Below are 15,566 nucleotides of genomic sequence, written 5' to 3'. Positions count from 1 at the left end.
TCTCTGAAACTTAATTGAAAGGAATGAGTTTATCAGCAAGTGGATTTTTTAGGGTCTGTGTCTTGGCCAGGAAAGGCAAATAATGTTGGGCAACCTGTTTCTCTGCTTCCAGAATCGGCATATGACCAACATTATTTAAAATTACCGGAGTTTCAGCACGTTTCAATAAAGAATATAGCTCTTTCACCACTTCGACATTAATAATTCGATCCTGTTTTCCCCATAAAATTAAAGTCGGGGCTTCCACTGTACGGGTCAGACGGGCAAAGGTATCAGGCGTATACAGCCGGTTGAGCATTACCACCTGATCAATCGATTTGCTGGTTTGTTCCGAACGGGCAATCAACAGTTTTTCCTGCGCATGTCTTAACTGGTAAGGCATCGCTGGTGGATTCTGCATCAGCTGTTTGGAGACATCTTCCAGATCGCCCGGTTTACTGACAATCAGATCTTTGAGCGCATGTGGGTCTTTGGTATAAGGCGTATTGCCCATTTTATAGATGCCGGCACTATTTACTAGAAACAGGCTTTGGGTATCGAAAGGGTATTGGGATGCATAAACTGTCGCAATTGAACCGCCTAGAGAATGGCCAGCGACATGCAGATTTTTTTCAATCTTCAAGGTTTCGACAAAAGTACGTAATTGCGAAGTGACATTGGGTACAGACAAATCAAAATCTGCTGGAACCCGGGTATCGCCATTGCTCGGCAAATCCGGAATGATGACATGATAATAAGGTGTCAAAAACTGGGCGACACGATTCCAGTTGTCGCGTGTACCTGCCAGTCCATGAATCAGGATAATCGAGGGTTTGTTTTTTGCCCCGCCTTCGCTATAACTCCAAGTCACATCACCGATTTTTAAGGTTTTGGATTGTAGACCCGCCTGGATGCGTTGCTGGCTCAGATACAGCTGTAAAACTTCGGCAGACTTGGCTTTCGGCGGCGTAAACAGATATTGGCTATGGCTCAGGCTAGATAGGCTAAGACCCAGAGCGACTAAAGTGGAATAGATAATTTTTGAGCGCAATTTTATTATTTTCTTCATTAGCACTGTCCCCTGAAAAAACTGAGCAAAAACGCTCAAAATACTTCCGTGTTATCGATTTGCAATTTATAGATGAATCAAATCGTAATCTTTCACTTATTTTAAAGCATTCCTTAATATTGTACATCTGTTAATTATTAGCTTGAGCAGAAAAACTGCCCAAAAAACGTGATGAACTTCACAGAAAAATTATCAGAACAAGAAATCATCAAAGCGCTAAAAATTTTACAGCTAATTTTTTTTGCAAGTGACATTCAAAAAATCTAGCAGTAAGATATTCCCACTAAAAACATCGATGGTAAAAAAGAATGCTCACAGCTCAGGAAGCTATAGATCGTCTTAAAAAGGGTAACCAGCGCTTTGTCAATGGTGAAACGCAGCATTTAAAATTATTATCGCATCAGCAACGTGCTGAGATGGCAGAAAGTCAGGAACCATTTGCTATTGTTTTAGGATGTTCAGATTCACGTGTACCCGCAGAAATGGTCTTTGACCAAGGGCTAGGTGATCTGTTTGTCATTCGGGTAGCAGGTAATATTGTTGCACCGTCTCAAGTCGGCAGTGTCGAATTCGCAGCAGAAAGTTTTGGCTGTCCGATTGTAATTGTCTTGGGTCATACACATTGTGGCGCTATTCATTCAACAATTGAAGCATTAACCAATCCAGCAACGCCGCCATCTGCAAATCTGATGTCAATCGTGAACCGTGTACGTCCATCAGTTGAAATTCTAATGCAGACTGAACTGAAAGATGACCTGAATAAACTATCTAAACATGCAGTCCGTTCCAATGTATTTGCTTCAGTAAATCAATTACGTCATGGTTCTGCAGTTCTAGAAAGCCTGATTGCTAAAGGTAAATTACAGGTGATTGGTGCAGAATATTCACTTGAAACCGGTGAAGTGACGTTCTTCGACTTCTAAGTAAATTTCAAGATTTGATTTAGTTAAAGGCGCCTTAGAGGGCGCCTTTAATATAAGGATAAGCATTATTTAATAAAATAGTCTGGGCTTTGGTGTTGGGATGAATCTGATCCTGTTGCATCAGACTTTTATTACCAGCGACGCCTTGCATAAAGAAGGGTAGTAGTTTGACCTTATACTGCTGACTGACCACCTTATAGTTATTTTCAAAAGCCTTACTATATGCCTGGCCATAATTTGGTGGCATTTTCATTCCAAAAACAACCACATTCGCCTTGGCTTTCTGACTTTGTTGTACCAGAGCTGCTAAATTTTTTTGAATCATTTGGGGTGGCTGTCCACGCAGGCCATCATTCCCGCCAAGCTCAATCACCACAATATCTGGACGGTGCGTCTGTAGCAGTTTCGGCAGCCTTGCCAAGGCACCACTGGTGGTTTCACCGCTCACACTTGCATTGACCACTTTATGCTGTTTCGGATAGTGTTGGTCCAAACGCTTTTGTAATAAATGTACCCAACCTTGCTGTGGTTGCATGCCATAACCAGCACTTATACTGTCACCCACAATCATAATGGTCTTTGCCGACAGACTAAAAGGAATCAGGCACAGTCCAAAGAATACCAGGCAAGGCAATACACGATTTTTCTGATTTAGATCTTTCATATAGGACACGTATGATTCAAAGCAGCAACGATTCGACCATCATGCCACAAGCGATTATTTCTGCCCAGAAATTGACACAAAAGATACAACTTTCACAAAAACAACTGACTATTTTTGAAGATCTTTCGCTGGAAATTTTGACTGGAGAACAGGTCGCCATTACTGGGCGTTCAGGTTCAGGAAAGTCAACTTTACTGGGCATTTTGGCCACTTTAGATCAGGCTAGTTCCGGGCAGTTAACGGTTTGTGGAGAGCTGGTATCGAACTTGAATGAAGAACAGCGTGCTTTAGTCCGGCTAAAAAATATTGGCTTTGTATTTCAGTCTTTCCAGCTTTTACCTCATCTTACTGCGCTTGAAAATGTCATGCTGCCTTTACGTTTACAGCTAGATTTTAAATATAGTGATGCCGAACAAAAGGCGCTGGCATTGCTACAAAAGGTCGGATTAGACCGTCAGGCTCAGCAAACACCAAAAGTACTGTCGGGTGGGGAGCAGCAACGTGTCGCCATTGCCCGCGCATTGGTCGGTGAACCCAAAATCATATTTGCTGATGAACCGACAGGTAATCTGGATGGGGAAACCGCTCAGGAAATTGAACAGCTGCTCTTTCAGTTAAATCGCGAATTAGGCACCACGCTGGTTCTGGTTACCCATGATCCTGATCTAGCCCAACAATGCCAGCGTCATTTTGAACTGGTCAATGGTCAGCTGATTGAACATGCGAGTGGAGGCTGATATGCAGCATCTGTTTCGTCCTTTACTCAGACAAAGTTTTAATACGACAGGGATTTATCTGCTAATCATCGCATTGACCTTAGCCATTAGTGCCACAACGGCACTCAAGTTCAGTAATGAGCAGATTCAGAACGCGGTTGCTTTACAGGCAGCTGAAATGCTGGCGGGAGATTTGGTACTTTCTGATAATGAGCCGCTAGCCCGGGAATGGCATGATCAGGCCAGGCAACTGGATTTACAGCAGTCTGAAGTCACATTTTTCAGTACGATGGCTTATACCAATGATCAGTTTGTCATGGTCAATGTTAAGGCCATTGATCAGGCTTTTCCTTTACGAGGAGAGCTACGGGTTCAGCCTGCAGCAGATAAAATCCAAGCGGGGGAAATCTGGCTGAGTTCACGGGCCATGGATCTGCTCAAGGTCAAACTAGGTGATGAACTGAATATCGCCGATGCCAAATTTAAGGTTACTGCAAAAATCGAGCAGGATTCGAATCAGGAGCTGGGTTTTTCTGGCTTTTCACCGACTGTGATTATTGCTCAGTCAGAAGTGGCGCGCACCAATGCGATTCAGGTCGGTAGCCGGATTGATTACCGCTTATTAATGGCGGGTAATCCAGCTGATACCCGGCAATATGAAACCTGGTTCAAGCAGAAGATAAAATCTGAAAAAGGGACTTCAGATGAAGCAGATGTTGAGGTTGAGGGACAAGAACTGGAACAGCAGGTCAGTCTGCGCTTGCGTAATCCCAGCGAAGGCAATACCCGTTTAATGAAACCAATTGCCAATCTGGATACTTTTCTGCAACTGGCGAATATTCTCACCATTTTATTATGCGGGATTGCCATTGCTTTAACCGCACAACGTTATGTACAGCAGAACCAGGATCATATTGCCCTGATGCGTTGTATTGGCGCGACCAAAAATCAGATTCTAGCCGCTTATCTGGCTTTGCTGGGTTTAGTACTTTTAATCGCCATGTTGATTGGTAGCGTGATAGGTGTTGCATTGGGTTATGGCTTGCTGCAACTCATGCTACAGCTGATTCCAAACTTGCAGCTTGAGTTTTCTGCTACGGCGATGCTGCTGGGACCATTGCCAATTGCCATGCTAACCAGTGCTGTGGTGTTATTGGGCTTTGTCATGCCGAGTTTGTTTCAGCTGTTAAATACTCCCCCAATTCGGGTCATTCGTCAGCAGGAAAAATCCGTCCATTCGATGTTGTGGATGTTACTGACCGGAACCTTAAGTCTGATTATTTTCAGTGTGATTTTAACGGAAAATATCGTGCTGACAGCTTGGGTGATTGGGGCCATTATTCTGCTTTGTGCTGTTCTGTATTTTACGGTCTGGAGTATTTTAAAACTGCTGCGTAATCTGAAATTCAATCTGTCTGCCTATGTACGGACACCGTATCAGACCGCTTTACAGATTACTGCCTTAGCTTTAGGACTCAGTTTGATTAGTGTGCTGGCTGTACTGCGTACAGATTTACTTGATCGATGGCAGCAACAGTTGCCGGAAGGGACACCCAACCAGTTTGTCTATGGTCTGCCGCCTTTTGATATGCCTGACTTAAAAGCTCAGTTAGAACAGAATGGCTGGAAAAGCACGCCGCTTTATCCCAATATTCGCGGGCGCCTGGTAGCGAAAAATGATCATCCTTTTGCTGCTGAACTGGTCAAAAAGAGTAATACCTTAAGACGTGAACTGAATCTGACCCAGTCGGATCGCTATCCTCAGGATAATGTGATTGTTCAGGGGGAGGCAGGATTGAAACAGCCGGGTGAGGTTTCGGTCGAAGCCAATACTGCACAAGAGCTGGGCATCAAACTGGGAGATAAGCTCAGCTTTAGCCTGCCTGAAGGCATACTCGAAGCCAAAGTGGTGAATCTCAGAACGGTAGAGTGGGAGAGTTTTAGTCCAAACTTCTTCTTTATCTTTGCACCGAATACTATGGATGCCAATGCGGGCAGTTATCTGGGCAGCTTCTATGTACCGGAAACAGACAAAGATAAACTGGTGAATCTGGTTCAGCGTTTTTCGAATACGGTATTTATTGATGTCAGCCTGATTCTGGAAGAAATCAAACGAATTGTGAATGTGCTGGTACAGATCATTACCATTCTGGCTGTGCTGGTCAGTGTATCCGGTTTTCTGGTACTGATGGCCTGTCTAAACCTGCTCATGGATGAACGTAAACGTGAAGTGGCTTTGCTCCGGTCTTTTGGTAGTTCCAAACAGAAGCTGAAAACCATGATGAGTCTGGAAATCGGTTTTATCGGACTATTCGCCGGTATTGTTTCATGTCTGTTTGCAGAAGTGATCAGCGCCATTGCCAGCTATAAGATGGATCTGATCATCCAGCCTCATTGGGAAATCTGGATTATCCTGCCTGTGTTTATGACTGTATTATGTACCCTGATCGGGCGTTATCGTCTGAGTTATCTTTCCGAGATTCCACCTTTACAAAGCCTGCGTGAGATGAATCAATAAGATTCATTTCGCAGGTTGATCGGCCAACTGCTGTTGTAGCATTTGTAAAATCTCTTGCCAGAGTGGGCGGATCGGTTCAAGCAAAGCCAGATTATATTGATACAGCACGATACAGGCAGCGACGCCGAGCAGTAAGGCAACCAGACTGACCAAACGGCCACGCTGCATTTTCTGACCAAGATACCAGAGCGCTGTTAGTCCGGCCCCCATGATCATGCCGCCAATATGTGCGGCATTGTTAATTCCGCTGATCATAAAGCCCATCGCCAGGTTAAGGCCCATGATCATTACGAGCGTTTTTTTATCCAGAATAAAAGGCTGACGGGGCAACATTGGCAGTAAAGATAGAACAGTCAGGGAGGCACCGAGACCCATGACTGCACCCGAAGCACCCGCACTAACACCCGGCAATAAGCCAGGATTGGCTACACCGCCTTCGATTAAGGCATAACTGTCCTGGATACTCATATAGCCACTGAGCAAACTACCCATCAGGCCGGCACAAATATAAAGACCTGTAAAATAGATCCGGCCAAAAATTTGTTCAGCGACACTACCAAAAATATACAGTGCCCACATATTCAACATCAGGTGAATTAAGCCAAAATGAAAAAACATGCTACTAAACAGGCGTATGGGTTCCGCTAAATACGTTAAAGGTGCATAATCTGCTCCCCAGCGAATGGCATCTGGAGAACTTGGCTGTGTGATGTCCATTCCATTCAGAACCTGCCAGCCAAACAGGCTGACATTGATACAGATCAGGAGTGCGGTCATCCACCAGAGCTGCATTTCCAGTTTGCGATGTGTTGTTGGGGGAGAATATTCAGGCATGCTATTTTTTTGCTGTGATTGTATATTTCGAATAAGCTTAACACGAAAAATTGAATTTTCAGGAGTAACGCACTGACATGAAAGCCTTTCTGACCCGCACCCTTCTCGTGATTGTCAGTGTGATTCTACTTGTTCAACTGTGGATTTTTGCAAGTTTAGCCTGGTGGCGAACCAATCCAGTGAATACCACCATGATGATGCGGATCGATTATTGGATTGAACCCTCCAAGCCCATTCAACATCAGTGGCGCCCTTATGATGAAATCAGTACCAATCTCAAGCAGGCGGTAGTGACGGCAGAAGATGGAAAATTCATGCACCATCATGGCTTTGACTGGGATGGTATTCAGACTGCACTCAGCCGTAACAAGAATGAAGGCCGTGTTGTGGCAGGAGGGTCAACCATTTCCCAGCAGCTGGCTAAAAACCTGTTCCTCGTCAACAAGCGTTCATTCCTGCGTAAAGGTCAGGAAGCTGTCGCGACCTGGATGATGGAACGCATGTGGTCTAAAGAGCGTATTCTGGAAGTGTATTTAAATTCGATTGAGTTTGGAGACAATATCTATGGAGCAGAAGCGGCAGCCAAACATTATTTTGGTAAGACTGCAGAGAGCCTGACTCGTGATCAGGCCATCTTCCTGGCAGCGATTCTCACCAATCCAAAATATTTTGAAGATCATCGTAATGCATCAGCCCTAAAAGCACGTAAACGTATGATTCAGCGTTATATGCGCTATGCTGAAATCCCTTAAATAAAAATATCAAGATAAAGCCCAAATATTTGGGCTTTTTTTATGAAAATGTCATTAATTTGAAGCATACTAAAAGCAATAAGCAAGACTTGAAAATAGCGTAGGTTTGATATGAATACGGCAGCCAGTACGACTTCGGCACCAACCGAATATACTTATAATGATCGTTACATTAATCGTGAACTGTCTATTCTGGATTTCCATTTGCGAGTGCTGGAACAGGCGGTTGATCCTCTGCATCCTTTGCTGGAACGCATGAATTTTCTACTGATCTTTTCACGTAATTTAGATGAGTTTTTTGAAATTCGTGTGGCTGGCGTCATGGAACAACTGGATTTGGGCAATGAAAGCCGCAGTCCAGATGGTTTGACGCCAAAACAAGTATTAGAGCAGATTGCCGAAACTGCACATGCCGCCATTGAACGTCAGTACCGTATTTTAAATGAAGAGATTTTGCCTAAACTGCGTGAGGAAGATATCTGCTTCTTGCGCCGTGGAGAGCTAACACCGGCACAATCGGCCTGGGTGAAAAAATATTTTCAGGAACAGGTTGCTCCAGTTCTTACGCCTATTAGCCTTGATCCGGCACATCCATTCCCACGTCTGGTGAATAAATCTCTGAATTTTATTGTGACGCTCGAAGGGAAAGATGCCTTTGGCCGTCAGATTGATCTTGCGGTTGTTCCTGCGCCACGTTCATTGCCACGTGTTGTGCGTTTACCGGATGAACTGACTGATGGTAAAGAACATCATGTGATGTTATCCGCCATCATTCATGAACATGTGTCTGACCTGTTCCCGGGCATGACCGCGACTGGCTGCTATCAGTTCCGTGTTACCCGGAATGCCGATCTGGCCTTAAATGAAGATGTTGAAGACCTGGCCAAAGCCTTAAAAGGCGAGCTAAGTTCGCGCCGTTTTGGTCGTGCAGTCCGTCTGGAAGTGACTGAAAATTGTCCGCAGCATATTTATGAATATCTGCTGGAAGAATTTGATCTGGATGAAGAACAGCTCTATAAAGTGGCAGGACCGGTTAATCTGGCGCGGTTACTGTCCAACTTCAAACGTCCACATCTACGTTATGATTCACATACGCCAATTCTGCCTAAAGTACTGAAGAAATCTGAAAATGTTTTCAGTGCCATGCAGAAGCAGGATATTTTGCTACATCATCCATTTGAATCTTTTGCACCAGTGATTACGCTGTTACGTGAAGCAGCACGTGACCCTCAGGTACTGGCAATCAAGCAGACATTGTATCGTAGTGGTCCAGATTCCGAGATCGTGCAGGTGCTGGCAGAAGCGGCCCGTAACGGTAAGGAAGTGACTGCAGTCATCGAGCTGCGTGCTCGTTTTGATGAAGAATCCAATATTGCAGTTGCTAATGTACTGCAAGAGGCGGGGGCTGTCGTGGTCTATGGTATTGTCGGCTATAAAACCCATGCCAAAATGATTCTGGTGGTACGCCGAGAAAATAACAAGCTGGTGCGTTATGTACATCTGGGTACCGGGAATTATCATGCCGGCAATGCGCGAATTTATACCGACTATGGTCTCTTAACCACGGACAAGGATCTGTGTGAAGATGTGCATCGTATCTTTCAGGAATTGACCGGAATGGGGAAAATGGCCAAGCTGAAAAAGCTGCTCCATGCACCATTTACCTTGCATGCCCAGCTCATCAACTATATTGATAATGAAATTGCCAATGCCAAAGCGGGCAAGAAAGCCCAGATCATCGTGAAGGTCAATGCTTTAACTGAGCTGCAACTGATCAATAAACTGTATGAAGCTTCTCAAGCAGGTGTACAGATAGACCTAATTATCCGCTCGATTTGCTGTCTGCGTCCAGGCTTACCGGGACTTTCAGAGAATATCCGGGTACGTTCAATCGTCGGCCGTTTCCTTGAACATACACGCGTGTTTTATTTTAGCAATAATGGTAATTCTCGGATTTATTGCTCAAGCGCGGACTGGATGGACCGCAACCTGTTTAATCGTGTAGAAGCTTGTTTCCCGATTGAAGACGAAGCATTAAAGAAACGCATTTACCAGCAAGGTTTATTAAATTACCTGAAAGACAATCAGCAGGCCTGGTTGTTACAAGGAGATGGAACCTGGGTGCGTGCCCAAGTTGCAGAAGGTGAACAACCGCATAATGCACAGCGTACCTTGCTGGAAACCTTTAAATAACTCTATGCAAACTAAAAAGGCTGATAATTCAGCCTTTTTTATATTTTGTTAATTTTGAGAATGGATAAATGGATTCGCGAGTTTTTGATAGATTTTGCGAATAGCAGCATAAATCTGGTAATCGTGCAGACTTAATCTGTTTTGAATTTCGGCCAAAGTCAGGTCTTGGCTGAAATACTTTAAAATCTGTACTTCAGTCTGATTTAAAAAATGTATTTTTGTTTCCTGACTCACTAAATAACGGGCTAATTCAGGATGTAAATCGGAACCACCGCGTAGGATAATTTTCAGGCTCGCTACTATTTTTGAAACAGGATGCGATGCAATCAGATATCGATCCACGCCAGATGACAAGAGTAAATTAATCATTTCAGCTGAATCATCAGCTAAAACTGCAATCAGATGAGGAATCTGGATTCGTGCTTGAATTACATTAAAATTCTTAAGCTGTACTTTCTCATGAATCTCATATAACACTAGATTGGGAAGATACTGTTCAATATGGGATTGAGCAGACAGATGATCGGTATAGGACAGCATATCTGGTTGATAACCGAGCTGTAGCAATGCAAGATCAAGATTGGAAGAGAGCGGTGGTGGATAAGGTTGCACCAATAATACCGGTGCGGGCAAAAATGAGGCCAAAGAAATCTTATCCTGAGAGTAATTAATATACAGATGTATTTTGGCTTAAATTATTATCAATGCCAATCCCAAGAAATAGGGATTTAATTTTTATATATTATAAATAGTTAAAGTTTGAAAAACTGGTTTTTGGATCATTTTAATTGACTGAATTTATAAAAATTTACTTTATCAGAAGACACAGGCAATAAAAAAGGAGCAATCTAAGTGCTCCTTTTTTCTTAGAGTTTAATTAAGCTGCATCATGGGCAGTAATTTTTTGCAAAATTTGTAATAACATATCGAATTCGCTTTGTAGCGGTGTGCTCTTACGAGTGACCAGCGCCAGAGTACGGCTTGGTGCAGCATTGATTGGATTGATGCGCAGATCCGGATTGGCTTTGATCATATTGGTATGCAGCGCAATTTCTGGCAACAGGGTGAAACCAAGATCAGCAGACACCATTTCAATTAACGTCGGTAATGAACTTGCTTTCAGGCGATGATCATTTTTACGCTCACCAATCGGGCAGGCACTCAATGCATGATCACGCAAGCAGTGACCTTCTTCCAACAGCATCAGGCGAGACAGATCCAGATCTTCCAGAGATTTGGCTTGAGCCGCATTCTGGTCAGATTTGTGATGTACCAGATACAGATTCTCTTTGGCAATTTCAGCAACTTTCAAGCTACGGGTATCGAAAGGCAGCGCTAGCACCACCATATCCAGATTACCATGCTCCAGTTTCTCTACAATTTTCTCACTTTGAGCTTCATGTAAATGTAGCTGGATTTTCGGTAGCTGCTGATGCACTTCATCCAGAAATTGCGACAGGATGAAAGGGGCAATGGTTGGAATAACGCCAAGATGCAGATCACCGGTTAATGGTTCACTCATTTCACGACTTAAACGCATTAAGTCCTGAGCATCAGCCAGTAGAACACGGGCACGTGCAACCACTTGTTCACCAAGCGGCGTTAAACGTACATTCTGGCGATCGCGTTCAACAAGAACGCCACCGAGTAAACGCTCCAGCTCCATAATACCGCCAGACAAAGTTGACTGGGTAACAAATGAGCGGCGAGCAGCTTCTGTAAAATGCAGCGTCTCAGACAGTGTTACGAGGTATGACAGCTGTCTTAGGGATGGTAATGCAGCCATAGTGTCCTAATGTTTATGATTTAAAATGATCAGCAAATAATTCGCTAAGATATGGAATAAAATGCGGAGGGATATCATGCCCCATTCCATCAATTAATTCAAATTTAGCCCCTGAAATTGCTTTTGCAACAGCCTTACCATGACTAGGAGGCAGCAATCTGTCACGAGCACCATGAACCACCAGGGTCTCTTGTTGGATTTGCTTGTCCAGTTGCAGCAATGAACCCGTACATAATATTGCTAAAAACTGTTGAAGTACACCCGCTGGATGGTAACTTCGCTTATATAACTTACGGGCGGTCTGAATCGCTTCCAGATGATTCACATAACCCGGCGAGCCAATAATATTAAACAGCTTCAAGCTATGATCGACAATGCCATCTTCATCTGTGGAAGCGGGTTTGTCAATTAAACTAAAGAGTTGCTTTGGAAAAGGCGGAGGTAACAGTGGCTGGTTATTACTGGTAAACAGTAAGCCCATTTTTTTAACTTTGTCAGGATAACGTGCGGCCAGAATCTGGGCAATCATGCCGCCCATAGAGGCACCGAGCACATAGACCTGACCCAGTCCCATTTTTTCAATCAGAAGATGTACATCATCTGCCATATCGTACAGCGTATAAGGCGCGCCCTGATTGCCTAAACCCAGTACAAAACGGCTCATCATTTTTAAAGTGTTTAAGCGAGGCCCTTTATGGTGAATTTTGGAAGATAAACCAATATCCCGGTTGTCAAAACGCACCAGATGATAGCCCTGATCAATGAGGGATTTACAGAAGAAGTCCGGCCAGTACAGCATCTGTGCCCCAAGCCCCATAATCAGCAGAATGGTCGGGTGTTCAGGATTTCCTCCGACTTCCACGTGCAATTCGATGCCATTGCCAAGATCGACCTTGGTTTCACGCATGAAAGCTGTATACGGAGAATGATTGAACTGCAGGGCACTGTGCATGATGTATTTCCTGATTAAAGGACATTTCGCTTAAAAAATGTCCTTTGTATTAAACATCTAAACTGTAGCTGGAATCAAGTCAGGAACCTGCTTGGTCAATGCCAGGCGTTGTTTGGCAGCAGTGGCACCAAGCAGGACAAATCCACGCAAAGTACCGCTGGCATCAAAGGCTTTGGCCAGCATACCGTCATCAAACTCTTCATTTTCCCAAGTTACTTCGACATCAATCGGAGCAGGAAGGACAGTCAATGGCGCAGCTGGCGTTTTTACCGCAACAGGCATTGCTGGATAATGGACTGCAGTATGTTCGCCATTCAATGTTTTAGACAGGGCGCGGGCCTGCTGCATGATTGGCATGACATATGGCAAAAGCATTCCATTTACTTCCGCACAGTCGCCTACTGCATAAATGTCCGGTTGATTGGTTTCTAGTTTTGTATTGGTCAGAATCCCGCGACTGGTATGAATATCGGCTTCTTTTGCGACAGAAATATTCGGTTGTAAGCCCACAGCAGAGAGCACCACGTCAGCAACTACTGATTGGCCATTGGCAAGTGTTACCAGATAGTCACCATTTTCAACTTTAGAGACTTTTTCAACTGTTGTTCCTAATACAAAATGAATGCCTGTCTCTTCAAGATTTTGCTGGAAAGCATCTGCGACATGAGAGGGTAATAAGCGACCTAAAGGCTGTGGTGCAAGATCAATCACGGTGACCTGATGATTAGTATGTTGTAAATCATTGGCAAATTCACAGCCGATCAGGCCTGCGCCTAAAATTACTACGCGTTTATCTTCACGGGCTGCCAGATTATGACGGAAAGCTTTATAGTCAGTCAGGTTATTGACCATATGAATATCGTCGCTCGCATCACCAGCAATGGCCAGGCGTACCGGATCGGCACCTACAGCCAGTACCAGTTTAGAATAATCCTGTGTGCTTTCCTGACCGTCTTTTTCTAAAGTGAGCTGATGCTGTTCAGGATGAATGGCTTTGACCCAGGTATTTTTTTCGATGCGCATTTTCAGCTGTGCTGACATTTTTTCTGCATCACCCAAAGGGATGTGTTCTGGCGCTTTGTTTCCTGCTAAAGCATTAGAAAGCGTAGGTTTTGCATAATTAGTCGCATCATCAGCACAAATCATGACAAGTTCATGGTCTGGGTTGAGTTTGCGAAACTCACGGGCAACAGCATAACCCGCCATGCCCGAACCAATGATGACGATAGGATGCATACGATTCTCCATGCTTTTTTAAATTAGTTTTTTTCAGGTATAAAGGACATAAAAAAGACCATTCAATATGGTCTTTAAAAGAACATGATTAGATTTCAATCATTTCAAAATCGACTTTAGAAACACCACAATCCGGACAAGTCCAGTCATCAGGAATATCTTCCCATTTGGTTCCAGGAACGATTCCGTCCTGAGGCCAACCTTCTGCCTCGTCATAAATCCATCCACAAACGATGCATTGATATTTTTTCATATAACTCTCCAAAACTGACCAACTGTAGCTGTCAGCTTAAAATCCACAAATGGCAAGACCCTAAAGAATATGACTTTTAATAGTAAACATATTTGGCTAAATTTTTACGCAGTTCTATTCATAAAGTAAAGCGAATAAAAGTTTAATCAGTGAAATTAATAGCAAAAGGGCAGTCTCTAGGTATTTCATTACTATAAATATATTTAAGGTTAGGAAAAGAGTTGTATTTTTAGTTTTATAAACACTCTTCTGGCTTAGATTTTAGGTTGTAGACCAAAGTCGGGCAGAAAAAATGATTAAAATCAGTTAACTTAGACTTAGCCCAATCTTTATTAAATATTTTTTAAAATAAATTTATATATTTAAATCAATTGGTTATTATTATTTTCTGCTTTAATATTGCACAGTCGTTGTTGTTACACATTGTTAATTTAGTTTAAAATTCACCTATTCCTTTCCTTGTTTAAAGATCTCCCATGAGCAATTTGTCTACTTCTCTGTGGTCTCACATTCGTACTGTCCAGAATTTCCCAAAACCAGGCATTTGTTTCTTTGATTTGACTCCATTATTCATGAATAATCTGGGTCCATTAACTGATGCTTTGATTGCCAGCATTCCTGAAGAAAAGCTTGCTGAAGTAGACAGCTTTGTGGCAGTGGAAGCACGTGGTTTTGTGCTGGCAAGCCTGTTGGCGCAGCGTACGGGCAAAGGCTTATTGCTGGTTCGTAAAGCAGGTAAATTGCCGCCTCCAGTCGTAGGTGTAGGTTATAGCCTTGAATATGGTCTGGACCGTCTGGAAATGTCTGCAGAGGTTCAGGGACAAAAAGTAATTATTGTGGATGATGTACTGGCAACTGGCGGTACATTGAAAGCAGTACATGAGTTGGCTGAAAAATGTCAGCATCAGGTTCTAGGTGCGAGCATCTTCCTTGATCTGCCAGATTTACACGGTGAATTAGGCCTGGACATCTGGTCAGTACTTGATGATAAGTCCCAGCCTGAAGCTGCAGTTGCTTAAGTCTGAATGATCAAAAAAGCCCCAACTATTAGGGCTTTTTTATTGCCGGATAAAATGATATTCAATTTCCTGAATCAGGTCGTTAATCTGTTCGGGATGTTCCAGACGATGATGACCACCTTCAATGGCATGAATTTGCATATAATCTTCAAGCTGTGCCTGTGCTGCATGCATATCCAGAATTTCATCGCCTAATTCCAGATAGGCCATTTGCGGAATATCATGCTGCAAATCACTGTCACAAATCGCAGGATAATCATCGCGGAAATTCGGTTGCAAGCTAGGATTCGCGATCACACAAGGGATCTGATGAGCTTGTGACATTTTTAGCGCCCAATAACCGCCCAGACTGTGTCCGACCAGAATATCCGGTTTAATGGTTTCAACCATTTCGTGGTAGAAATCGGCTACCGACTGGTAGCTCAGATTGCGATAATCCACATCTATACAATATTTATGCATTGCATCAATTGCATGAAATTTCGTGGACTGTTTTGACGAATCCAAGCCATGAAAAAACAATATTTTAGACATATTTTTACTCATTTTTATCGGACATGGCAAAGTCGTGGTCAGGGTGTTAAGACACCACCTTCTAATATGGTCATTATTGTAAAACGTCTATTTCGAGGAAGCAGTTAGCTATTGGTCTAAGCTGATATGGGATATAAA

Annotated in this window: 15 protein-coding genes; 6 read left to right on the top strand and 9 right to left on the bottom strand. The window is 43.4% G+C overall.

Going from position 1 to position 15,566, the window contains the following annotated elements; genetic code table 11:
• Nucleotides 1–10: 10 nt before the first annotated feature.
• Nucleotides 11–1,048, bottom strand: a complete 1,038-nt coding sequence (locus FTV25_RS04715; RefSeq protein WP_180002262.1) for an alpha/beta fold hydrolase — start codon at nt 1,046–1,048, stop codon at nt 11–13.
• 308 nt (nt 1,049–1,356) lie between these two features.
• On the opposite strand from FTV25_RS04715, the gene FTV25_RS04710 reads away from it, so the two are divergent.
• Nucleotides 1,357–1,971: a carbonic anhydrase gene (locus FTV25_RS04710; protein ID WP_004783034.1), complete on the top strand. Its 615-nt coding sequence runs from the start codon at nt 1,357–1,359 to the stop codon at nt 1,969–1,971.
• 34 nt (nt 1,972–2,005) lie between these two features.
• On the opposite strand, the gene FTV25_RS04705 is transcribed toward FTV25_RS04710, so the two are convergent.
• Complete coding sequence (locus FTV25_RS04705; protein ID WP_179992124.1) at nt 2,006–2,635, bottom strand: arylesterase; 630 nt, start codon at nt 2,633–2,635, stop codon at nt 2,006–2,008.
• Nucleotides 2,636–2,646: 11 nt separating this feature from the next.
• On the opposite strand from FTV25_RS04705, the gene FTV25_RS04700 reads away from it, so the two are divergent.
• Nucleotides 2,647–3,372, top strand: a complete 726-nt coding sequence (locus tag FTV25_RS04700) for an ABC transporter ATP-binding protein (RefSeq protein WP_180002263.1) — start codon at nt 2,647–2,649, stop codon at nt 3,370–3,372.
• Between the two features lies 1 nt (nt 3,373).
• Nucleotides 3,374–5,869 (top strand): ABC transporter permease, encoded by a 2,496-nt coding sequence (locus FTV25_RS04695; protein WP_180009793.1) that lies wholly within the window; start codon nt 3,374–3,376, stop codon nt 5,867–5,869.
• Nucleotides 5,870–5,872: 3 nt separating this feature from the next.
• Here the strand turns inward: FTV25_RS04695 and FTV25_RS04690 are convergent, their stop codons facing one another.
• Nucleotides 5,873–6,703 carry a rhomboid family intramembrane serine protease gene (locus tag FTV25_RS04690; protein ID WP_180002265.1) on the bottom strand — a complete coding sequence of 277 codons (831 nt, stop codon included), beginning with the start codon at nt 6,701–6,703 and terminating at the stop codon, nt 5,873–5,875.
• A 77-nt stretch (nt 6,704–6,780) separates the two neighbouring features.
• Between FTV25_RS04690 and mtgA the strand changes: the two genes are divergently transcribed.
• Nucleotides 6,781–7,455 carry a monofunctional biosynthetic peptidoglycan transglycosylase gene (mtgA, locus tag FTV25_RS04685; protein WP_180002266.1) on the top strand — a complete coding sequence of 225 codons (675 nt, stop codon included), beginning with the start codon at nt 6,781–6,783 and terminating at the stop codon, nt 7,453–7,455.
• Nucleotides 7,456–7,566: 111 nt separating this feature from the next.
• Nucleotides 7,567–9,648: a polyphosphate kinase 1 gene (gene ppk1 / locus FTV25_RS04680; protein WP_034704182.1), complete on the top strand. Its 2,082-nt coding sequence runs from the start codon at nt 7,567–7,569 to the stop codon at nt 9,646–9,648.
• Between the two features lie 48 nt (nt 9,649–9,696).
• On the opposite strand, the gene FTV25_RS04675 is transcribed toward ppk1, so the two are convergent.
• From FTV25_RS04675 to rubA, 5 genes are all read right to left on the bottom strand, one after another.
• Nucleotides 9,697–10,293, bottom strand: a complete 597-nt coding sequence (locus tag FTV25_RS04675) for a response regulator transcription factor (RefSeq protein WP_180002267.1) — start codon at nt 10,291–10,293, stop codon at nt 9,697–9,699.
• Nucleotides 10,294–10,525: 232 nt separating this feature from the next.
• Nucleotides 10,526–11,434: a LysR family transcriptional regulator OxyR gene (gene oxyR, locus FTV25_RS04670; protein WP_004783017.1), complete on the bottom strand. Its 909-nt coding sequence runs from the start codon at nt 11,432–11,434 to the stop codon at nt 10,526–10,528.
• A gap of 13 nt (nt 11,435–11,447) precedes the next feature.
• Nucleotides 11,448–12,386 carry an esterase EstB gene (estB, locus tag FTV25_RS04665; protein ID WP_034704187.1) on the bottom strand — a complete coding sequence of 313 codons (939 nt, stop codon included), beginning with the start codon at nt 12,384–12,386 and terminating at the stop codon, nt 11,448–11,450.
• A 57-nt stretch (nt 12,387–12,443) separates the two neighbouring features.
• A complete protein-coding gene (rubB, locus tag FTV25_RS04660) occupies nt 12,444–13,622 on the bottom strand; it encodes a rubredoxin reductase RubB (protein ID WP_180002268.1) in 1,179 nt (392 codons plus the stop codon).
• Between the two features lie 88 nt (nt 13,623–13,710).
• Entirely contained in the window at nt 13,711–13,875 is a 165-nt protein-coding gene (rubA, locus tag FTV25_RS04655) for a rubredoxin RubA (protein ID WP_004783011.1), read from the bottom strand.
• Between the two features lie 476 nt (nt 13,876–14,351).
• On the opposite strand from rubA, the gene FTV25_RS04650 reads away from it, so the two are divergent.
• The gene (locus FTV25_RS04650) at nt 14,352–14,894 is read left to right on the top strand and encodes an adenine phosphoribosyltransferase (RefSeq protein WP_004783009.1); all 543 of its coding nucleotides are present in this window, start codon (nt 14,352–14,354) and stop codon (nt 14,892–14,894) included.
• A 39-nt stretch (nt 14,895–14,933) separates the two neighbouring features.
• On the opposite strand, the gene FTV25_RS04645 is transcribed toward FTV25_RS04650, so the two are convergent.
• Nucleotides 14,934–15,428: a YqiA/YcfP family alpha/beta fold hydrolase gene (locus FTV25_RS04645; protein WP_034704192.1), complete on the bottom strand. Its 495-nt coding sequence runs from the start codon at nt 15,426–15,428 to the stop codon at nt 14,934–14,936.
• Between the last annotated feature and the right edge of the window lie 138 nt (nt 15,429–15,566).

The organism is Acinetobacter sp. YH12249 (assembly GCF_013417475.1).
Taxonomy (GTDB): domain Bacteria; phylum Pseudomonadota; class Gammaproteobacteria; order Pseudomonadales; family Moraxellaceae; genus Acinetobacter.
Note: the sequence above shows the minus strand (reverse complement) of the source record. Positions and strands in the feature narration are given on the sequence as shown.